This window comes from Georgenia sp. Z1491, assembly GCF_057652395.1.
In genome coordinates this window covers 124,468-145,251 of record NZ_CM172729.1, presented here as the reverse complement: position 1 = coordinate 145,251, position 20,784 = coordinate 124,468, and the positions used below count along the sequence as shown (strand labels likewise).

Below are 20,784 nucleotides of genomic sequence, written 5' to 3'. Positions count from 1 at the left end.
TCGGACCTCGAGCGTGCGGAGCGGCCCCCGGTCGTCGAGCGTGCGGAGCGGCCCCCGGTCGTCGAGCGTGCGGTTCTCGGACCTCGAGCGTGCGGGCGGCCTGTCCGTCAGCCCGCCGAGCGCAGGCGCAGCGAGTTGAGCACGACGATGACCGAGCTCGCCGCCATCGCGGCCGCGGCGATCCCTGGGTTGAGCAGGCCGGCGGCCGCGAGCGGGATCGCCGCCACGTTGTAGGCGAACGCCCAGAACAGGTTCTGCTTGATGACCCGCAGCGTGGCGCGCGAGATGCGCACGGAGGTGGGGACGGCGTCCAGCTCGGTGCGCACGAGCGTGAGGTCCGCGGCCTCGATGGCGATGTCGGTCCCGGTGCCCATCGCGAGCCCGAGGTCCGCCTGGGCGAGGGCGGCGGCGTCGTTCACGCCGTCGCCGACCATCGCGACGACGCGCCCGCCCGCCTGCAGCCGCTCGACGACCGTGACCTTGTCCGCGGGCAGTACCCCGGCGGTGACGTTCTCGGTGGCGATGCCGACCGTGGCGGCCGCCTGGCGTGCCGCCGCGTCGTTGTCCCCGGTCAGCAGGTGGGCCGTCAGGCCGAGCCCGCGCAGCTTGGCGACCGCCTCGGCGGCGTCGGGGCGCACGGTGTCCCGTACGGACAGCACGCCCCTGGCGGACCCGTCCCAGGCCACGACGACGGCGGTCGCCCCGGTCTCCTCGGCAGCCGCGTGGGCGGCGGCGTGCTCGCCGAGGTCGACGCCCTGCTCGGCGAGCCAGCTAGGCCGACCGACGAGCGCGGTGACGACGTCGGCGTCCGGCGCGGTGGCGCGGCCGGCGTCCGCCGGAGCCGCACTCTCGAGGTCCGGGAACCGCACGCTCGACGAATCAGCGGAGGTGCCCGGGGACGCGGGGGCGACGCGGGCGCTGACTCCGCGGCCCGCGTGGTTCTCGAAGTCCTCGACCGCGGGCAGCGCCGCCCCCTGCTCGGCGGCGGCCTCGGTGATCGCGCGCGCCACGGGGTGCTCGGAGCCGGCCTCGACGGCGGCGGCCACGGCGAGCGCGTCCGGCTCGCCGGAGACGTCGACCAGCGCGATGCGCCCGGCCGTCACGGTGCCCGTCTTGTCCAGCACCACGGTGTCGATGCGGCGCGTCGACTCGAGGATCTCCGGCCCCTTGATGAGCACGCCGAGGTTCGCGGCGCGCCCGGTCCCGACGAGCAGCGCGGTCGGGGTGGCCAGGCCGAGCGCGCACGGGCACGCGATGACGAGGACCGCCACGGCGGCGGTGAACGCCTGCTCGACGCTCCCGCCCGCGAGCAGCCAGCCCGCGAGGACGGCGATCGCGATGCCGATGACGACGGGGACGAACACCGCCGAGACGCGGTCGGCGAGCCGCTGGACGGGTGCCTTGCCGGTCTGCGCGCGCGTGACGAGCCGGCCGATCTGGGCGAGCGTCGTCTCCTCGCCGACCCGGGTGGCGCGCACGAGCAGCGAGCCGGAGGTGCTGATCGTCGCGCCGGTGACCGCGTCGCCGGGGCCGACCTCGACGGGGAGGGATTCCCCGGTCAGCAGCGCGGCGTCGACGGCGGAGGCCCCCTCGACGACGACGCCGTCGGTCGCGATCTTCTCGCCCGGGCGGACGACGAACAGCTCGTCCACGGCGAGCCGCTCAACCGGGACGCGCTCCTCGGTGCGCGTGCCGTCGTCGGCGATGTGCACGCGCGCCACGTCCTTCGCACCCAGCTCGAGCAGGGATCGCAGGGAGTCCCCGGCCCGGTGGCGGGAGCGGGCCTCGAGGTAGCGGCCGAGCAGGAGGAAGACGACGATGAGCACCGCAGTCTCGAAGTACAGGTGCGGGGGCGCGTGGCCGCCGTCGTGGCCGCCGGCGGCCGGCCACAGCGTCATCTCCATCCGCATGCCGATCTCGCCGGCGCCGCCCAGCGTGATCGCCCACAGCGACCAGAGGGTCGAGGCCACGACGCCGAGCGAGACGAGGGTGTCCATCGTCGACGCGCCGTGCCGGGCCGCGCGGACGGCGGCGGTGTGGAACGGCCAGGCGCACCACGTGGCGATCGGCAGGGCGAGCACCATCACGACCCACTGCCAGCCCGCGAACTGCAGCGGCGGGACCATCGACAGCACGCCGACGGGGACACCGAGCACGAGCGCGACGAGGAGCCGGCGGCGCAGGTCCGCGGCGCGGCGCTGGGTGGGCGTCGAGGTGTCGTAGGTGTCGGAGTCGTCGCCGAGCGGGGAGTGGTCGTGCCCGCCGTGACCCGCGGCGTCGTGCTCCGCGTGGCCGCTCGCGTCGTGGTGCGCGTGCTCACCCGAGTCCCGGACCGGCTCGGGCGCGCCGAGGCGGGTACGGGAGGTGACCTGCCCGTCGTACCCGGCGGCCCGCAGGGCGGCGACCAGGGTGTCGTCGTCGACGTCGGCGCTCAGCTCGACGTGCGCGGAGTCGGTGGCGAGGTTGACGGTCGCGGCGACGCCCTCTACCGCGTTGAGCTTCTTCTCCACGCGGCGCACGCAGCTGGCGCAGGTCATGCCCTCGACCTCGAGCTCGGCCTCGCCGAGCAGGTCGGTGGCGTCGATCAGGTCCGTGGGGGCGCGCCGGGAGTTCTTGTCGTCGGGTCGTGCGGAGGTGGTCATCGTGGGCCCTTCTTCCGGATCGGTGGGGCCGCGGGGGTGGGTGCGTCGCGTGGCGCGATCGGGTCGCGGGACGACGACGTCGCGCCGAGCGGTCGTACGGGTCGTGCAGGTTGTGCGGTGACGCTGCGTGCGCGGGGCGGGTCGTGCGGTGACGGTGCCCGGGGAGGCCGTGCGGCGTCGTCGGGGCCGCGTCAGGCGCGGATCGCGGCGACCTCGTAGCCGGCCTCGTCGATCGCCGCGCGGAGCGCCGACTCCTCGAGCGGGGCGTCGGAGGTCACGGTGACCGGCGAGGTGCCGCCGGCGTCGAGCGCGACGTCGACGTCGGTGACGCCGGCGATGGCGGAGAGCTCGGAGGTGACGGCCTGCGCGCAGTGGCCGCAGGTCATGCCGGTGACGTCGAGGACGGTGGTGGTCATGGGTGCTCCTTCGTGGTGGCTGAGGTGGTGCTTCGGGCGGCTCGGGTGCCGGTGCGGTCAGACGCGCAGCAGGCGGGCGGCGGCGGTGGTGGCCTCGGCGACCTTGGCCTCGCCCTCCTCGGGGGAGGACTGGGCGGCCTGCACGACGCAGTGGCCGACGTGGTCCTCGACCAGCGTGAGGCCGACGGTCTGGAGGGCCTTGGTCACCGCGGAGATCTGGGTGAGGACGTCGATGCAGTACGTGTCCTCGTCGACCATGCGGGCGATGCCGCGGACCTGGCCCTCGATGCGGCGCAGGCGCCGGGCGATCGCCTCCTTGTCCTTGGCGTATCCGTGCACATCGGCCTCCTGGTGGTGCGTGCTCACGACGCGACTCTACCCCCTGGGGGTATCACGGCGATACCCCCAGGGGGTGATATGCCGCACCGCGGCCGGCCCGGCCCGCTCAGTCGGTCGTCAGGTGCTCGCGCCACCAGTCCGGGATGTTCTCCGGCGCGCGCGGGTGCCGCTGGAGCTCGACGGTGTAGTCCTTCTCGGCCGGCTTCTTGCGCCACGTGGGCTGGATGTCGTGGTCGGTGGCGAGCTTGACCGACCCGGCGGGCTCCACGCTGATGACCGCAGTCAGCCAGGCGCCCTTGCCGCCGTTGTCCGCCGAGTCCGCGCGCAGCTTCGCCACCGCCTGCGCGACCTCCTTGCCCAGGCCCTGGAGGGTGACCTCGGTGCCGTCCGCCGTCGTCGCGCCGGCGCGGATCTCCCCGCGGGTGCCGAGCATGACGGCGACGAGCCGGGCGCGGGTCCAGTCGGCGGGCACGACGTCGACCATGCCGCGCACGATCGCCTGCAGCTCCTCGCGGTGCTTCACGGCCGGGTGGGACTCGTCGGCGCCCTCGGGCGTGCCGAGCGAGAGCGTGGCGCCCGAGCGGTTGGCCGTGTGCGGGGCGGGCGCGGTCGTGGTGCCGTCGGCGCGCGAGCGCTGGTACTCCTCGCCCTTGGCCAGCTGCTCCTCGGTGGCCCACTGCTTGGGCACGCGCTGGGCGTAGACGACGTCGCTCAGCTCCTCCCACAGGACCGTCTTCTCGTAGACGCCGGCGTCGATCTTGTCCATCTTGTGCCGCTCGTTGACGTTGGCGTCGCGGGCGATCGAGAAGATTCTGGCGCGGCGGGTGCCCTGGGGGTCCATCTGGTCGTCGACGACCCGCACGGGCACGCCGTTCCAGCGGGCGGTGCAGTGCATGGCGAACAGCTCGTCGATCTCGGAGCGGACGACCTGCTTGGCCCAGGTGCCGGCCTCGGTCATCGTGAAGCCCTGGCTCTCGGAGTCCTTGCTCGGGGAGACCAGGGTGATGAGCGAGGGGCGACCGTCGTCGTCGAGGCGGACGTCCGCCGCCCACGTGGCGCCGTCCGTCTTGGCCACGTAGCCCACGAGCTTCGAGGGCACCGCGGTGGCGAAGAGGTCGCCGGCCGCGTGGTTCTGCCAGCCGTACGCGGGGCCGTGGTAGGTCCCCAGGTGCTCGGGCTCGGCCTGGCCCGGCAGGAAGCGCCACAGGCGTGCGCCGACGGTGAGCCGGTCGTGCTCGATCCAGGCGAGCGGCGCACGGACGTCGCCGACCTGGCTGAACCCGGACCCGTCGAAGGGCTCGCGGTCGAGGATGTTGCCCTTGACCTTGGCGCGCTCGGCCTCGGTGCGGCCGCCGGTCGCGGGGACCATCTGCCAGGTGGGGGACAGCGGGACGTGCAGGACGTCGATCGGCTGGTCCGGTGCGAACGGGGTGCCGGTGAAGCTCAGGCCGTGCAGCTTGTAGAGCTCCTCGGTGGTGCCGAGCGTGGCGACCTCGGCGGCGGGGACGACGTAGCCGCTCACCCGGTCCAGGCCCTTCTCGAGGTAGACCTTCGCCATCGCGGGGGTGACGGCCTTCTGCAGGACGAGCTGGGACATGGGGGCCTTCCGGGTCGGGATCCTGACGCCAACGGTACGTGAGTCGGCGAGGGCCGCTCGGGGCGTGGCGGCGGCGGGGCTCGCGGGGACGGTCGGGGAGGTGGGTGCTGATGCGTCGGTCACGTCCTGGGGGCCCAGCGCATCAGCTCTCGCATATATCACCACTAAGTGATAGGAATGTGCCCGTGGACACCTTCGCCCTCGTCGCCGACCCGGTCCGACGCCGGATCGTCGAGGCGCTCGCCGACGGCGAAAGGGCGGCCGGCGACGTCGGCGCGCTCGTCCAGGGCGAGTTCGGGATCAGCCAGCCGGCCGTGTCCAACCAGCTGCGTGTGCTGCGGGAGTCGGGGGCCGTCGAGGTCGAGGCCCGTGGGTCGCGTCGGATCTACCGGCTCCGCCCCGGCGCCCTCGACGAGGTGGACGCCTGGGTCGAGCGGTACGCGCGCCTGTGGCCCCAGCGCCTCGACGCGCTCGAGTCCGAGCTCGCGCGGGGGAGGCGGGCGGCGCGGGACGCGACCCCTGAGGGCTCCGTCGGCCGGACCGCCGCGCCCCGTCGATCACCCGTCCCCCGGACCGCACGCACCGCGAAGGAGACCGAGCATGGACGCCACGATCGTCAGGGCACTGACCGGACCGCGTGACCACCCCGTCCTCAGCATCGTCCGGGTCTACCGCGCGGAGGTGGCCGACCAGCGCGACGCCTGCACGGACACCGCCCGGCTCGCACGCTGGTTCGGCACGGTGACCGGCGACCCCGCCCGGGTCGGTGACACCTTCGGGGCCGCGCTCTCCGACGACCCGGACGACCGTGCGACCGGCCGCGTGCTGCGGTGCGCGGATGACGAGGTCGCCGTCGAGTGGTCGTGGCAGGGCGAGGCGACGAGCGTGATCTCCGCCCGCTTCCGACCGGTCGACGACAACCGCACCGAGCTCACGCTGCGGCACGAGCTGGCGGAGCCGGATCACGCCGTCGGGTACGGCGGCGGCTGGGAGCAGGTCCTCCAGTCGCTCGCCCGCGCGCTCGGCGCCGCGAGTCCGGACGCGCCGGGTGACGAGGACAGCGAGGGGGGCGCCGCCGAGGTCTGGCTGACGATCACGCGCGCCCCGCTCGAGCTCGAACGCACCCTCGACGCTGACGCTCAGCGGGTGTGGGCGGCGCTGGCCACCGAGGAAGGACTGCGGTCGTGGTGGTGGAAGCACTGGGACGACGTGACGATCGAGGCCGACGTGCGCCGCGGTGGCGCCTACCGGATCGAGGCGCCCGGCGCGGGCATCGTGCTCGACGGTCGGTACCTCGACGTCGTCCCCCCGGCCGGCGGCCGGGCCGGCCGGCTGTCGATGACGTGGCGCTGGAGCGACGCCGACGGGACCAGCGCGGACGAGGCCGTCGACATCCACGTGCACACCGGTGGCGGAGCGGCCGACGACGCGCCGGGCGCCGGCGCTGCGAGCGGGACGCGCGTCGTCGTGCGGCACTCGGGACCGTGGGCCGACGACGCCCCGGCCGAGAGCTACCGCCAGGGCTGGGAGTTCACGCTCGGCGCGCTCGGCGACGCACTCTGATCGGCGCACCCCCCATGGACGCACTCTGATCGGCGCACCCCCCATGGACGCACTCTGATCGGCGCGGTCCGACCGGCCGCTCGCGAGCCCTGGGGCGCCGGCGCCGTGGTGTGTTGGGTCACGTCGGGACGCTACGGTGTGCGGATGCGCCTGGGAGTTCTCGACGTCGGGTCCAACACCGTGCACCTCGTGGTGCTCGACGCCGTGCGGGACGCCCGCCCGGACCCGGAGTCCTCCGACCGGTCGACCGTCCGGCTCATGCAGTACCTCACCGACGACGGCACGATCGACGACGACGGCGTCAAGGCACTGAAGAAGGCCGTCAAGCGCGCGAGGAAGGCTGCGGAGAAGTTCGGCTGCGAGGAGCTCGTCGGCATGGCGACCTCCGCCATCCGGGAGGCGCGGAACGGTCCGGAGGTCGTGGCCAAGCTCGAGAAGGCCGCCGGCGTCCCGCTGCGGGTGCTCAGCGGCGACCAGGAGGCCGAGCTGACGTTCCTGGCGGCCAGGCGCTGGCACGGCTGGGCGTCGGGCCGCCTCCTCGTGCTCGACATCGGCGGCGGCTCGCTGGAGGTCGCGCTCGGCATCGACGAGTCGCCCGAGTTCCGGGTGTCCCTCCCTCTGGGGGCCGGTCGGCTCACCCGGCACTTTCTCACCTCCGACCCGCCCGAGAAGAATCAGATGGCCACGCTCCAGCGGCGCGTGGACAAGCTCCTCGCGCCGGTCGCGAAGGAACTGGCCGACCTCCCGAGCCCGGACCACGTGGTCGTCACGTCGAAGACCTTCCGCTCGCTGGCCCGCCTGGCCGGGCACTCGCAGGCCGTCATCGGGCCCGAGGAGCGGCGCCGGATGGCACTGCGGGATCTCCAGGACTGGGTGCCCCGGCTTGCGCGCATCCCCGCGGAGCAGCGCATGGAGCTGCCGGGTATCACGCCGGAGCGCACGCACCAGATCGTGGCGGGTGCCGTCGTCGCGGAGTCGGCGATGCGGCACCTCGGTGTGGACCGGGTCGAGGTCTGCCCGTGGGCGCTGCGCGAGGGCGCGATCCTGCGCCGCATCGACCACATGTCCGGCCCGGACAACGGGGACAACCTCGCACCCGTCGGCGCCGGGGCCCCGGCGGGCGGCCCGCCCGGGGGCGCGCTGCGCTCGTCGTTCGTCTGAGGTTCGTCTGAGCCCTGCGCGTTCGAGTCGGCTGCGTGGGGCGGCTGCTCGCCCGGAGGGCTCGTCGAGTGGCAGAGGGACCCATCGAAGGCGCGGTGTGCGTGCCGAAGACGCGGTGGCCGCGCCGAGTGGAGGGTCGGCGGCTGTCCTCTCTGCGATAGACCGCGCCCTCGACGACAACCCGCACCCTCGACGCGCGCTGGGCTGCCGTCGGCGACGGCTCAGTCCTCGCGAGCAGGCTCCTCGGCCCCGCGGGCCGGGCGGAGCAGGCCCCAGAACTCCGGCAGCCCGTCGGCCCTCTCGTGCGCCACGACCTCGAATCCGAACCGCTCGTAGATCGCCACGTTCCGTTCGGCGTTCGTCTCGAGCCACACCGGCGCGCCGGTGCGGTCGGCGCGCGCCAGACCGTGCCGCAGCAGGGCCCCCGCGTGCCCCTGGCCCTGGTGCTCCGGGTCGACGGCGAGGAACGCGAGGTACCAGGCGGCGGACTCCGGGTCGTGGTGCCGGTGGGCGGCCTGGGCCTGCCGCTCGGCTGCGGCGAGCCGGCGCACGTCGCCCGGGCGCAGGCGCAGCAGTGCCCCGAGGGCGCCGCCGCGCAGCTGGTCGAGCATCCGCGGGGTGTGGCCGGGCGCGTACCAGACGGCGACCGACCCGCCGTCGACTGTGTCGACGACGCCGTGCGCCAGACCAGTCCGCACGCTGGCGACCGCCCAGGCGGGCAGGCGCCGGTGCCGGCGCTCCCGGTCGGGCACGGCCCAGGTGAACAGCGGGTCGTCGTCGAAGGCGGTCGCGATGAGGGCGCCGAGCCCGGTGATCTGGTCCTCGCGCGCGGAGGAGACCTCGGGGGCGGTCACAACGCGGGGTCCGTGGTCGAGGTCGGGCCGCGCCCGTCGTCGGAGGTGGAGCCCGCGCGACGGGTCGGTCGTGCGTCTCCGGAGGCGGCCGCGTCCTGCTGGGTGGGGCGGGTGTCGTCGATGGTCGCCGGGCGTGCGGATGCGCCGTCGCCACCGGCCGCGCCACTCTCGCCACCGGCCTCGGTGCCGGCGGCGGCGCGCGCGCGACGCTTGCGCAGGTGCGCGACGACGAACCAGACGAGCAGGAGGAGCACCGCGGCGATGACGACGTACTGCAGCCAGCTCGTGTACTCCTCGACGACGTCCCAGTTCTCGCCCAGGTAGTAGCCGGCGAGGATGAGGACGGTGTTCCAGACGAGGGAGCCGATCGTCGTGAGCAGGCCGAACATGAGCAGCGACATCCGCGTGATGCCCGCGGGGATCGAGATGAGGGAACGGAAGATCGGCAGGCACCGCCCGAGCAGGACGGTCCAGTGGCCGTGCTTGTCGAACCAGTTCTCGGTCTTGGTCACGTCCTCGACGTCGACGAGCGGCAGCCAGTTCATGATCGCCCGGGTGCGCTCGCGGCCGAGCAGCGCGCCCACGCCGTAGAGCGCGTAGGCGCCGAACACCGAGCCGGCCGTGCACCAGATGATCACCTCGACGAGCCCGAACGTCTGCCCCTGGGAGGCCGTGAACCCGGCGAGCGGAAGGATGATCTCCGACGGGATCGGCGGGAACAGGTTCTCGATCGCGATGAGCAGCGCCGCCCCGAACCCGCCGAGGGACTCCATCATCGACACGGCCCAGCCGGCGATGCCGGTCAGCCCCTCGTCGGGGACGGAGGCTGCGATCGGGGCGCCGGGGGCGTGGGCCGCGGCGGTCGCGTGGGCGAGGGCTGAGGTCGTCACCGCACCAACCTATGGGGCGGTGGACGAACGCGGGCGGCGGCGTGTCCGTGAGATGCCCGACGACGCCGGGCCCCCTCCCGGTCAGCCCTCGGCCTCGACGGTACGGGCCAGCTGTGCGGACAGCCCCGTGTAGGTCGCGGGGGTCAGGGCGATCAGCCGCTCCTCGACGTCGGCGGGGAGCCCGAGCGAACCGATGAACTCGCGCATTGCCGGCCCGTCGACCTTGCGGCCGCGCGTGAGTTCCTTGAGCCGCTCGTAGGGGTCCTCCATGCCCCTGGCGCCCGCGACCGAGGCGGCGCGCATCGCCTGCTGGACGGCCTCGCCGAGGACCTCCCAGGCGTCGTCGAGGTCGCGGGCCATCGCCTCGGCGTCGACGTCGAGGCCCGCGAGCCCCCGGCTCACGTTGTCGATCGCGAGCAGCGAGTGCCCGAACGCGGTGCCGATGTTGCGCTGCGTCGTCGAGTCGGTGAGGTCGCGCTGCAGGCGGGAGGTGACGAGCGTCGAGGCGAGGGTGTCGAGCAGGGCGCAGCTGATTTCGAGGTTCGCCTCGGCGTTCTCGAACCGGATCGGGTTGACCTTGTGCGGCATCGTCGAGGAGCCGGTCGAGCCCTGCGCCGAGAGCCGCTGGGTGAAGTAGCCGAGCGAGATGTACGTCCACACGTCGGTCGCGAGGTTGTGCAGGATCCGGTTGAACCGGGCGACGTCGGAGTAGAGTTCCGCCTGCCAGTCGTGCGCCTCGATCTGCGTGGTCAGCGGGTTGAAGGAGAGTCCGAGGCCGGTGACGAAGCGCTCCGCGACCGCCGGCCAGTCGGTGCCCGGGACGGCGACGCTGTGCGCGCCGTAGGTGCCGGTCGCGCCGTTGATCTTGCCGCGGTACTCGGTCGACGCGACCCGGTCGAGCTGGCGGCGCAGGCGCGCGACCGTTACGGCGAGCTCCTTGCCGAGCGTGACGGGCGTGGCCGTCTGACCGTGCGTGCGGGCGAGCATGGGGACCTCGGCGTGGGCGAGCGCGAGCTCGGCGAGCTGGTCGGTGACCGCCGTTGCTGCGGGCAGCCACACGTCGACGACGGCGGCGCGCACCGTGAGCGCGTAGGAGAGGTTGTTGACGTCCTCCGACGTGCAGAAGATGTGGACGATCTCGTGCGCGCCCGGCAGCGACGTGTCCGGGCCGAGGGCGTCCGCGGCGGCGTCCAGGCGGCGCTTGAGCAGGTACTCCACGGCCTTGACGTCGTGCCGGGTCTCGGCCTCGATGGCGGCGTGCTCGGCGATGTCGTCGGCGCCGAAGCTGTCGACGACGCCGCGCAGGTAGGCGCGCTCCGCGTCGGTGAGGGTCGGCGCGCCGGGCAGAGACCCGGTGTCGCACAGGTGGATGAGCCACTCGACCTCGACCTGGAGTCGCGCCCGGTTGAGCGCGGCCTCGCTGAGGTGGTCGACGAGCGGGGCGACCGCGGACCGGTAGCGGCCGTCGAGCGCCCCGAGGGCGATGGGCGGGGTGATCGTCGAGAGGTCGGTGCGCGCAGTCACGGGGACGATTCTCCCCCAGGTCGCGGCGACCGCGGTCAGCCGGCCGGCGGCGCCGCTTCCGCCGCCACGCGGGCCGCCGACGGCAGGGCGTCGACCACCCGGGCGAGAGCCTCGTCGTCGTGGGCCGCGGTGAGGAACCATGCCTCGAACGCGCTCGGCGGCAGCAGCACGCCGGCCGCCGCCATGGCGCGGAAGAACGCCGGGTACCGCCAGGTCTCGGAGGCCTTGGCCCCCGCGTAGTCGCGCACGCCGCCCGCCGCGGACTCGCCGAGGAAGACCGAGAACAGGTTCCCCGCCCGGCTCACCGTGTGCGCCAGCCCGACGGCGTCGAGCGCCTCGCCCGTGGCCGTGGCAACGGCGTCGGCGGCGGCGTCGACCGCGGAGTACACGGCGTCGTCGGCGAGGCGCAGCGTGGCGAGCCCGGCGGCGGTCGCCAGCGGGTTCCCGGACAGCGTGCCCGCCTGATAGACGGGACCGCTCGGGGCGAGCTCGTCCATCACAGCCGCCCGACCGCCGAGGGCGGCGAGCGGCATCCCGCCGCCGAGCACCTTGCCGAACGTGAAGAGGTCGGGCGCCCAGCCCTCGGTCGCCCCCTCGAGGCCCCACCAGCCGCCCGGTCCGACGCGGAAGCCGGTGAGCACCTCGTCGAGGACGAGCAGTGCGCCGTGGCGTCTCGTCAGCTCGCGCAGCGCCCGGTTGTACCCGGGCTCGGGCGCGACGACGCCCATGTTCGCGGCGGCGCCCTCGACGATCACGGCCGCCACCCGGTCGCCATGGGCGCCCATGACGGCCTCCATCGCCGGCAGGTCGTTGTACGGCACGACGACGGTGAACGCGGCGATCTCCTCGGGCACCCCGGGCGTGCCGGGGATGCCGAGCGTGGCCACGCCGGAGCCCGCGTCCACCAGGAGCGAGTCGGAGTGCCCGTGGTAGTGGCCGGCGATCTTGACGATCAGGGGCCGACCCGTCACGCCGCGGGCGAGGCGGACGGCGGTCATCGTCGCCTCGGTGCCCGAGCTGACGAACCGCACGCGTTCGGCCGGGGCCACCCGGGCGGTGACGGCCTCGGCGAGCTCGGTCTCGGCGACCGTCGGTGCGCCGAAGCTGAGGCCGGACGCGGCCGCCTCTCGGACCGCGCCCACCACCTCCGGGTGGGCGTGCCCGAGCAGCGCGGGCCCCCACGACGCGACGAGGTCGACGTACTCGCGCCCGTCGACGTCGGTGACGTACGGGCCGCGGGCCGAGGCGAGGAACCGGGGCGTGCCGCCCACGGACCCGTAGGCCCGGACGGGGGAGTCCACCCCGCCGGGGATCGCCGCCCGCGCGGCCTCGAACGCCGCCTCGCTCGCCGGGCCCGCGGACCAGCTGCCGGGTGACGCCGTTCCGGGAGATGCCATGGCTGTCGTGTCGCCGGAGGAAGCCGCCGTACCCGGCGCGGATGCGTCTCGTTCGTCGCTGCTCGACGATCCTGCTCCAGTCGATCCGTTCACCTGCGTCATCGCCTCTCTCACCTCTCCCGCAGCCAGCCGGCCGCCTCGGTCGCCCAGTACGTCGCCACGATCCCCGCCCCGGCCCGGCGCACCGACAGCAGGGTCTCGAGGATCGTCCGCCGCCGGTCGATCCAGCCGCGCTCCGCGGCGGCCTCGACCATCGCCATCTCGCCCGACACGTGGTAGGCCGCCACCGGCACGTCGACGGCCTCCGCGACGTCGCCGAGGACGTCGAGGTAGAGCGTGGCCGGCTTGACCATGACGACGTCGGCACCCTCCTCGACATCGAGGAGCGTCTCGCGCAGCCCCTCCCGACGGTTGGCCGGATCCATCTGGTAGGTCCGCCGGTCGCCCGTGAGCTGCGAGTCGACGGCCTCGCGGAACGGCCCGTACATGGCCGACGCGTACTTCGCCGCATAGGCGAGCGTGCCGACGTCGGTGCGTCCGGCGTCGTCCAGGGCCGCGCGCACGGCCCCGACCTGGCCGTCCATCATCCCCGACAGCCCGAGGAGCGACGCTCCCGCCTCGGCCTGCGCGAGCGCCATCTCCGCGTAGCGGACCAGCGTGGCGTCGTTGTCCACCCTCCCGTCGGCGGCGAGCACGCCGCAGTGGCCGTGGTCGGTGAACTCGTCCAGGCACAGGTCGGAGACGACGACCATCGACTCCCCGACCTCCTCGCGCAGCAGGCGCAGCCCGACGTTCGCGATCCCGTCCGGGTCGGTCGCCCCCGTCCCGGTGGCGTCGTGGGTGGCCGGCACGCCGAAGAGCATGATCCCGCCGACGCCGGCCTCCGCCGCCTCGGCCGCCGCCCGGCGCAGGGAGTCGGGGGTGTGCTGGAGGACCCCGGGCATCGACCCGATCGGCCGCGGCTCGCTGAGGCCCTCGCGCAGGAACACGGGCAGCACGAGGTCGGCCGGGTCCATGCGGGTCTCGGCGACGAGCCGCCGCAGCGCCGGCGAGGAGCGCAGCCGGCGGGGACGGACGGTGGGGAACTGGCTCATGGTGTCCTCCGTGGTGGTGCGGTACCGCCGGGCCCGACGCCGGAGCGCGGGTCCGCGGGGCGGGTGACGGTGGGTGCGTGGTCGGGTCGGGCGCGGTCGGTAGCAGCCGCCTCTTCGACCGCGGCGACGATCGCCTCCGGGGTCGGCGCCCCGGCGACGGACGAGACGTCCAGGCCCGCCTCGCGGATGGCCGTGGCCGTCGTCGGACCGATGGCGACCAGGGCGGTCGACGTCGGAGGGCGGCCCGCGGTCTCGAGCAGCGCGCGCAGGGTCGAGGGCGAGGTGAGGGCGACGACGTCCGGCCACGGGCGCGTGGCGGCCCGGGCCTCGTCGGGCTCCGCGGTGACGGTCGTGTAGACGGGGACCGCGTCGACGCTCCAGCCGGCGCCGGCCAGCCGCCGGGCGGTGGCCGGGTCGGCCAGGGCGCTCGCCGGCAGGAGGACGCGCCGCCGGCGAGGGTCCCCGGGGCGGTCGACGACGTCCAGCAGCGACGCGGCCGTGCCCGCCGGCGCCTCCGCGTCGACAGTGATGCCGACGCCGGTGAGCGCGGCGGTGGTCGCGGGTCCGACAGAGCCGATGCAGGTGCCGTCCGCGCGGGCGGCCGCGACGGCGGCCGGCCAGGTGCGCGGACCGTCGTCGAGCCGCACGCCCGCGAGCCTGACGTCGGCGAGTCGGGCCACCGTGCGCGCCGAGGTGACGAGCACCCAGGCGGCACCGGCCGGGTCGACGGCGCCCGGGTCGACGTCGAGCTCGACCGTGCGCGTGAGCGTCACCGGCACCACGTCGGCGCCGGCCTCCCGCAGGGCCCGGGCGATCTCGAGCGACCCTGCCGGGACGAGGACTCGCGCGCCGGCCAGGCTCACGCGTCCGCCATGAGGTCGGCGGCGCCGGATACGAGCAGGTCGTCGGCGAGGTCGCGCCCGACGGTCGCGGCGAGCGTCGTGTCGGCCGGGTCGATGCTCGCGTGCGCCGCGCGCCGCAGGTGCAGGGCGCCGTCCGGTCGGGCGACGACGGCGGCGAGCTCGAGGTCCTCGCCGTCGAGGGTGGCCAGTGCGCCGACCGGGGCGGCGCAGCCGGCCTCGAGCCGGCCGAGCAGGGTCCGCTCGGCGACGACCGCGGCCGCGGACGGCGCGTGGTGGATCGCTCGCAGTGCGGCGGCGAGACCGGGCAGCTCGGAGTCGACGTCGTCGCGGGTCTCCACGGCGAGGGCGCCCTGGCCGGGGGCCGGTAGGAAGCTCGGCGGGCCGAGGATCTCGGTGGCCCGGCCCTCGAGGCCGAGCCTGCGCAGGCCGGACAGTGCGAGGACCACGGCGTCGAGGTCGTCCTCGGTCCGCGCGAGGCGAGTGGGCACGTTGCCGCGGATGTCGACGATCTCGAGGTCGGGCCGGGCGATGAGCAGCAGCGCGGCGCGGCGGGGGGAGCCGGTGCCGACTCGGGCGCCGGCGGGCAGGTCGGCGAGCGTGAGCCCGTCGCGCGCGCACAGGGCGTCGCGCGGGTCCTCGCGCGGGGGGACCGCGGCGATCGTCAGTCCGGGGTGCGGCGCCGTGGGCAGGTCCTTGAGGGAGTGCACGACGACATCGACCTCGCCGTCGAGCAGCGCCGCACGCAGGGCGCCCGCGAAGACGCCGGTGCCGCCGAGGGAGGCGAGCGAGGCGGTGGACACGTCGCCCTCGGTGCGCACGACGACCAGATCGAGCGCGCCGGCGCCCGCGGCGGTCAGTGCGTCGGCGACGTGGCTCGACTGCGTGCGGGCGAGGTCGGAACCTCGCGTGCCCAGGCGCCAGGGCCGCGCGGCGGTGGCTGAGGTCATGCCGTCATTCTCGCACCGACCGCCGTCGAGAATGGTTCTAATATGCAAGTGCGGCGTAACGAAAATGCGAAAACTGGACATCTGTGAAATCGACCTGACGAACCGTCAGGACCATTCTTTGGATATGACGACGAGTCGTCATAAAGCATATTCAGTCGCACGTGCTGCCTCATTCAGAACACGTGTATGTCACATGATGTACGCAACATCCGACAGGTGGGCCGGTGCGGGCACGGACCGTGCCCGGGTTATCTCACACGAGGCGCCGGGCCAGCCGACGGGCGTGGGCGACGACTGCGGGCAGCCCCGTCCCGGCGACCCACGCGCCCGCGAGGTGCAGGTCCCGCTCCGCCGCCGTCGCCGCCAGGTCCGTGACGGTCTCCCGCATGCCCGGGGTCTGCGGCGCGAGCGCGCCGCCGTGCGAGATCGGCGCCGTGGCGAGCAGCTGGGCCGCGGTGAGATCGACGCCGAGCAGCGCCGCGGCGTCGGCCAGTGCCTCGTCGACCCCGGGCAGGCGCGGCTCCTCGCCGGGGCGCCCGTAGGAGAGCCGCACGGCGTGCCGGCCGCCCAGCGCCGCGGCCACCCAGGGCCACTTGGCGCTGGAGTGGGTGAGCGCCTTCGCGCGGACGGCGCGCCCGCCGGGCTCGGCCCCCTCGCCGACGATGACGCCCGATCCTCGCGGCGCCCGGTCCAGGGCCGGGGCGTCGAGGATCAGCGTGCGGTGCTCCACCGGCGCGCCGGGGACGAGCCGGACCTCCCGGGCCGTGGGGAATTCCGGCTCGACCATGCGCAGCGCCTCCGGGCCGGGAACCGCCAGCACCACCTCACGCGCGCGCAGCGTCCCGCCGGGCGCGACCTGGAGCTGCCAGGCTCCGCCGTCGCGGACGAGCCGCTCGACAGCCGCGCCCGTGCGGATCTCGGCGCCCGCGGCGACGGCCGCGCGGGCGAGCGTTGCGGGCAGCAGGTGCATGCCGCCGCGGACGGTGGCCACGGCCGGTCCTTCGCCGACGAGCGACGCGACCGCCGTGCTCAGCGACCCGGACTCGGCCAGGGCCGCGCGCAGGCCGGGCGCGACGACGTCGATCGCGAGCTCCTCCGGGTCGGACGCGTGCAGCGCGCCGGCGATCGGGCGGACGAGGCGCTCGAGGACGTCCTCGCCCATCGCGTACCGCACGACGTCGGCGAGCGAGGCCGAGCCTGGCAGCGCGCCGGCTCGCCCCGCGGAGTCCGCCTCCGCCGCCCGGCGCGCCGCGCGCTCCCCGAGGATCTGGGCGACGAGCGGATGGGCGAGGTCCGAGGGGACGCCGAGCAGCGACCGCGGCGGCACGGGCCGCGCGGGGCCGGCCGCCGGCTGCACCCACGAGCCCGCGGCGGGCCGCTCGATCGCGAGCCCCAGCTCCTCGGCCAGCTCGATCGCCGCCGGCCGCCGCGTGCCCATGGCCTCGGCCCCGCCGTCGAGGAGGACCGGACCGGTGCGGACTCCGCCGTCGGCACCGCCGTCGGCACTGCCGGACCCGCCGACGAGCGAGAGCGAGAGCGGCGAGACGAGCCCGCCGACCCGGCCCGACGCCTCCAGCAGGACGACCGACCGGCCGGACCGGGTGACGTCGTGGGCGAGCGTGAGGCCGGCGATCCCCGCCCCGATCACGGCGAGGTCCCAGGTGGTGCGGTCGGGGGCGGGGACCTTCCGGCCGGGGTCGTGCGAGGTGGCTGCGCCGGCCGCGGGATCCGGCCCGGTGGAGGTCGCTGCGCCGGCCGCGGGGTCCGATCCGGTCACAGGGAGTGGACGAGCTCGACGATGCGCGTGAGCACCGCCGGGTCCGTGGTGGGCGGGACGCCGTGACCGAGGTTGACCACGTGCCCGGGCGCCGCCCGACCCGCCTCGACGACGGCGCGCACGTGCCGCTCGAGAACCTCCCACGGCGCGGTGAGCAGCGCAGGGTCGATGTTGCCCTGCAGCGGCACCTCTCCGCCCAGCCGCTCGTTCGCGACGTCGAGCCGGAGTCGGTGGTCCACCCCGACGACCTCGGCGTGCCCCGCCATGACGGTGAGGAGCTCGGACGTGCCGGTCCCGAACGAGACCCGCGGCACCCGGTCCGCCACGTGGTCCAGCGCGCGCGCCGAGTACGGGGCGGCGCGCGCGGTGTAGTCGTCGACGGACAGCGAGCCGGCCCAGGAGTCGAAGAGCTGGACGGCGCGGACGCCGGCGTCGACCTGCGCGGCGAGGAACGCGCCCGTGAGGTCGGCGGTCCAGGTGAGCAGCCGGTCCCAGGCGGCGGGGTCGGCGTGCATGAGTGCGCGGGCGGCCAGGTGGTCGCGCGAGGGGCGGCCCTCGACGAGGTAGGCGGCCAGGGTGAACGGGGCGCCGCCGAAGCCGATGAGCGGGGTGTCGCCGGGCCCGTCGCCGGTGCCGAGCTCGTCGGTCACCGCGCGGACGGCCGCCGCGATCGGGGCGTGGTCGCCGGGCTCGTGGGCGGTCAGGCGCGCGACGTCGGCCGGGGTGCGGACCGGGTCCGCGATGACGGGGCCGACCCCGGGGACGATCTCGACGTCGATGCCCGCGAGCCTCAGCGGCACGACGATGTCGGAGAAGAGGATCGCGGCGTCGACGCCGTGCCGGCGCACCGGCTGGCAGGTGATCTCCGCGGCGAGCTCGGGCGTGAGGCAGGCGTCGAGCATCTCCGTGCCCGCGCGCACCTCCTTGTACTCCGGCAGCGAGCGACCGGCCTGCCGCATGAACCAGACCGGCAGGCGCTCCGGTCGCCGTCCGGAATAGGCCTCGAGCAGGGCGGGCGTGCCGGCGCTCACGGAGGCGGCCGTGGAGATGTCGGAATTCGTCACGCAGCCATTGTGCACGGGCGGGAGAAACTTCTTCGCGTCGAATTGCTAACCTGTCTCGGTGCCGCTCACCCTGCTTTCCGCCGACCACCACTCGGTGACGCTCGACGACCTCGAGCGGCTCAGCGTCGGAGTCGACTCCCTGCCCACCCTCCTGGCCGACCACCCGGCCGTCGACGGCGCCGTCGTGCTCGCCACCTGCAACCGGGTCGAGCTCTACCTCGAGGCCGCCGACCCGGACGCGGCGCTCGACGCCGCGCGCGCCGCCCTCGCCTCGACCAGCGGCGTGGACCCCCTCGAGATCGACGACCTCACCGGACGCACCGACGGCCACGACGCCGTCCGGCACCTCTTCGAGGTCGCCTCCGGCCTCGACGCGATGGTCGTCGGCGAGCGCGAGATCGTCGGTCAGGTCCGGCGCGCACTCGAGGACGCCCGCGCCGCCGGCGCGACCACCCCGGCCCTGGAGGACGCGCTGCAGCGCGCCTCGCGCGCCTCGCGCCGGATCGCCGTCGACACCGACCTCGCCGCCGCCGGCCGCTCCGTCGTGGCAGTCGCCCTCGACCTCGCAGGCACGGTCCGGGCGCGCCCGGCGTGCCCCCGCGACGACGAGGCCTGGACGCCCGAGTCCGGTGAGCTGCCCCGCAGCTCGTGGTCCGGCGCCCGCGCCCTCGTGGTGGGCACCGGCGCCTACGCCGGCGCCACCGTCGCCGCGCTGCGCCGCCGGGAGTGCACGACCATCGCCGTGTGGTCGGCCAGCGGCCGGGCCCGCGGCTTCGCCGACGCCGAGCACGTGCGTGCCGCGGGCGACCTGGCCGAGGAGCTCGCGCTCGCCGACGTCGTCGTCGCCTGCCGCGGCACGGGCACACCGGTCGTCGACGCCGACGCGATGTCGTCCGCCCTGGCGGCCCGGCGAGCGGCCGGGACCACGGAGCCGCTGGTCGTCGTCGACCTCGCGCTGCGCCACGACGTCTCGGCGGAGGCCGCCGCGCTGCCCGGCGTCGTCGTCGTCGACCTCGACACCGTCAAGGCGCACGCGCCGGCCGCGACCGAGGGGCAGGTGCGCCACGCCCAGGAGGTCCTCGCCGAGGAGGTGCGCGTCGTCGTCGAGACCCGCGCCGAGCGCGCGATGGACGACGTGGTGGTCGCCGTGCGTGACCGCGTCGGATCCGCGCTGGAGGACGAGCTCACCCGACTTCCCATGGCGGGCACCGTGCCCGCCGACCAGGCGGCGCAGGCCCTGAGGCGCCTCGCCGCGCGCCTCGCCCACCCACCGACGGTCGCGGCACGGGCGGCCGGGCGCGACGGCCGGGGCGAGGAGTTCGTCCGCGCCCTCGAGCTCGTCACCGGCATCGCCGTGGCCGACGAGACCGCGGGCGCCGGCGCCGGACAGGGCCGCCCACCCGCAAGGAGGACCGCCAAGTGACCGTGACGACCGGCCGACCGACGACCGGGGAGCAGGACCCTCCGCGGGGGCAGGACGCTCCGGGCGGTTCCGCACGGACCGCGCCCCCCGTGACGGCCGGCGCCCTGGCGCCCTACGACGCCGTGCTGCTCATGTCCTTCGGCGGCCCCGAGCGGCCCGAGGACGTCGTCCCGTTCCTGCGTCGCGTCACCGCCGGGCGCGGCATCCCCGACGAGCGGCTCGAGGAGGTCGGCGAGCACTACTACGCGTTCGGCGGCCGCAGTCCCATCAACGACCTCAACCGCGACCTCCTCGCCGCCCTGCGTACCGAGACCGCCGCGCGCGGGATCGACGTGCCGGTGGTCTGGGGCAACCGCAACTGGGACCCGGACGGCATCGACGTCCTGCGCGAGCTCTACGACGCCGGCGCCCGGCGGGTGGCCATGGTCGCCACCTCGGCGTACGGCTCGTACTCGAGCTGCCGCCAGTACCGCCAGGACGTCGGGCGCTACGTCCCGGCGCTCGTGGCCGAGGGGCGCCCCCTCGTGGTCGACAAGGTGCGGCCCTACTTCAACGACCCCGGCTTCGTCTCGGCCAACGCCGACGCGGTCGAGGAGTCGATGCGGGCCCTCGGCGGCGAGCCGCACCTGATGTTCGTCACGCACTCCATCCCCACGACGATGGAGGTGGCCTCGGGCCGGCGGACCACGGCGACCTACGCCGAGCAGCACGAGGAGGTCGCCCGGCTCGTGTCGGCCGAGGTCGGGCGGCGCCTGGGCCGTGAGCTCGACTGGTCGCTGACCTACTGCTCCCGGTCCGGCGACCCGCGCACCCCGTGGCTCGAGCCCGACGTCAACGACGCGCTGCGCGACCTCGCCACCACCGGCCGGGGCTCCGTGGTGCTCAGCCCGATCGGGTTCGTCTCGGACCACATGGAGGTCGTCTACGACCTCGACACGGAGGCCGCCGAGACCGCCGAGGAGCTCGGCCTGCGCCTCGCCCGCGCGGCGACGGCCGGAACGTATGCCCAGTTCGTGGCGGGACTTGCCGACCTCCTGCTCGACCGCGCCGCCGAGGCGCGGGGGGTGCCGGCCGGTGCCGAGGGCCGGCGCGCGGTCGTCGGCGACCTGCCGGCGTGGGAATCGGCCTGCGCGGTCGCCTGCTGCGCGGTGCGCGACGGGGTCGACGACGGGCGGCTCGCGCTGTGCGGGCAGCCCGACGACGTGGTGACGGCGATCGAGGAGAGCGCGTGAA

Annotated in this window: 18 protein-coding genes; 5 read left to right on the top strand and 13 right to left on the bottom strand. The window is 75.2% G+C overall.

What is annotated here, in order from left to right; genetic code table 11:
- Window positions 1–107 precede the first annotated feature (107 nt).
- The 4 genes from AC24HA_RS00655 to AC24HA_RS00640 all read right to left on the bottom strand — a co-directional run bounded on the left by AC24HA_RS00655 (window position 108) and on the right by AC24HA_RS00640 (window position 4,994).
- Window positions 108–2,642 (bottom strand): heavy metal translocating P-type ATPase, encoded by a 2,535-nt coding sequence (locus tag AC24HA_RS00655; protein WP_425707412.1) that lies wholly within the window; start codon window positions 2,640–2,642, stop codon window positions 108–110.
- Between the two features lie 191 nt (window positions 2,643–2,833).
- Window positions 2,834–3,058, bottom strand: a complete 225-nt coding sequence (locus AC24HA_RS00650) for a heavy-metal-associated domain-containing protein (RefSeq protein WP_425707413.1) — start codon at window positions 3,056–3,058, stop codon at window positions 2,834–2,836.
- Between the two features lie 57 nt (window positions 3,059–3,115).
- Window positions 3,116–3,424: a metal-sensitive transcriptional regulator gene (locus AC24HA_RS00645; RefSeq protein WP_425707414.1), complete on the bottom strand. Its 309-nt coding sequence runs from the start codon at window positions 3,422–3,424 to the stop codon at window positions 3,116–3,118.
- Window positions 3,425–3,503: 79 nt separating this feature from the next.
- The gene (locus tag AC24HA_RS00640) at window positions 3,504–4,994 is read right to left on the bottom strand and encodes a hypothetical protein (protein WP_425707415.1); all 1,491 of its coding nucleotides are present in this window, start codon (window positions 4,992–4,994) and stop codon (window positions 3,504–3,506) included.
- A gap of 185 nt (window positions 4,995–5,179) precedes the next feature.
- Here AC24HA_RS00640 and AC24HA_RS00635 point away from each other — a divergent pair, with 185 nt between their 5' ends.
- The 3 genes from AC24HA_RS00635 to AC24HA_RS00625 all read left to right on the top strand — a co-directional run bounded on the left by AC24HA_RS00635 (window position 5,180) and on the right by AC24HA_RS00625 (window position 7,718).
- Window positions 5,180–5,635, top strand: coding sequence for an ArsR/SmtB family transcription factor (locus tag AC24HA_RS00635; protein ID WP_425707416.1), 456 nt, complete (start codon window positions 5,180–5,182; stop codon window positions 5,633–5,635).
- Window positions 5,595–6,557 (top strand): SRPBCC family protein, encoded by a 963-nt coding sequence (locus tag AC24HA_RS00630; protein WP_425707417.1) that lies wholly within the window; start codon window positions 5,595–5,597, stop codon window positions 6,555–6,557. The genes AC24HA_RS00635 and AC24HA_RS00630 overlap by 41 nt, the downstream gene beginning before the upstream one ends.
- A gap of 144 nt (window positions 6,558–6,701) precedes the next feature.
- Window positions 6,702–7,718 (top strand): Ppx/GppA family phosphatase, encoded by a 1,017-nt coding sequence (locus tag AC24HA_RS00625; protein WP_425707418.1) that lies wholly within the window; start codon window positions 6,702–6,704, stop codon window positions 7,716–7,718.
- A gap of 221 nt (window positions 7,719–7,939) precedes the next feature.
- Here the strand turns inward: AC24HA_RS00625 and AC24HA_RS00620 are convergent, their stop codons facing one another.
- From AC24HA_RS00620 to hemE, 9 genes are all read right to left on the bottom strand, one after another.
- On the bottom strand, window positions 7,940–8,572 hold the full coding sequence (locus AC24HA_RS00620) for a GNAT family N-acetyltransferase (protein ID WP_425707419.1): 633 nt from the start codon (window positions 8,570–8,572) through the stop codon (window positions 7,940–7,942).
- Window positions 8,569–9,462: a DedA family protein gene (locus tag AC24HA_RS00615; RefSeq protein ID WP_425707420.1), complete on the bottom strand. Its 894-nt coding sequence runs from the start codon at window positions 9,460–9,462 to the stop codon at window positions 8,569–8,571. Before AC24HA_RS00615 ends, AC24HA_RS00620 begins: the two co-directional genes overlap by 4 nt.
- Before the next feature lie 81 nt (window positions 9,463–9,543).
- Window positions 9,544–10,986: an adenylosuccinate lyase gene (gene purB, locus AC24HA_RS00610; RefSeq protein ID WP_487563559.1), complete on the bottom strand. Its 1,443-nt coding sequence runs from the start codon at window positions 10,984–10,986 to the stop codon at window positions 9,544–9,546.
- Between the two features lie 35 nt (window positions 10,987–11,021).
- Window positions 11,022–12,383, bottom strand: a complete 1,362-nt coding sequence (hemL, locus tag AC24HA_RS00605) for a glutamate-1-semialdehyde 2,1-aminomutase (RefSeq protein ID WP_425707422.1) — start codon at window positions 12,381–12,383, stop codon at window positions 11,022–11,024.
- Window positions 12,384–12,493: 110 nt separating this feature from the next.
- Window positions 12,494–13,477, bottom strand: a complete 984-nt coding sequence (gene hemB, locus AC24HA_RS00600; RefSeq protein ID WP_425707423.1) for a porphobilinogen synthase — start codon at window positions 13,475–13,477, stop codon at window positions 12,494–12,496.
- Window positions 13,474–14,340 carry a uroporphyrinogen-III synthase gene (locus AC24HA_RS00595; protein WP_425707424.1) on the bottom strand — a complete coding sequence of 289 codons (867 nt, stop codon included), beginning with the start codon at window positions 14,338–14,340 and terminating at the stop codon, window positions 13,474–13,476. Before AC24HA_RS00595 ends, hemB begins: the two co-directional genes overlap by 4 nt.
- Window positions 14,337–15,287 (bottom strand): hydroxymethylbilane synthase, encoded by a 951-nt coding sequence (hemC, locus tag AC24HA_RS00590; RefSeq protein ID WP_425707425.1) that lies wholly within the window; start codon window positions 15,285–15,287, stop codon window positions 14,337–14,339. Before hemC ends, AC24HA_RS00595 begins: the two co-directional genes overlap by 4 nt.
- 253 nt (window positions 15,288–15,540) lie before the next feature.
- On the bottom strand, window positions 15,541–17,064 hold the full coding sequence (locus AC24HA_RS00585) for a protoporphyrinogen/coproporphyrinogen oxidase (RefSeq protein WP_425707426.1): 1,524 nt from the start codon (window positions 17,062–17,064) through the stop codon (window positions 15,541–15,543).
- On the bottom strand, window positions 17,061–18,128 hold the full coding sequence (gene hemE / locus AC24HA_RS00580) for a uroporphyrinogen decarboxylase (protein ID WP_425707427.1): 1,068 nt from the start codon (window positions 18,126–18,128) through the stop codon (window positions 17,061–17,063). The genes AC24HA_RS00585 and hemE overlap by 4 nt, the downstream gene beginning before the upstream one ends.
- Window positions 18,129–18,186: 58 nt before the next feature.
- On the opposite strand from hemE, the gene AC24HA_RS00575 reads away from it, so the two are divergent.
- Window positions 18,187–19,551, top strand: a complete 1,365-nt coding sequence (locus AC24HA_RS00575) for a glutamyl-tRNA reductase (RefSeq protein WP_425707428.1) — start codon at window positions 18,187–18,189, stop codon at window positions 19,549–19,551.
- Window positions 19,548–20,783 (top strand): ferrochelatase, encoded by a 1,236-nt coding sequence (locus AC24HA_RS00570; protein ID WP_487563558.1) that lies wholly within the window; start codon window positions 19,548–19,550, stop codon window positions 20,781–20,783. The genes AC24HA_RS00575 and AC24HA_RS00570 overlap by 4 nt, the downstream gene beginning before the upstream one ends.
- The last annotated feature ends 1 nt before the right edge of the window (window position 20,784 follow it).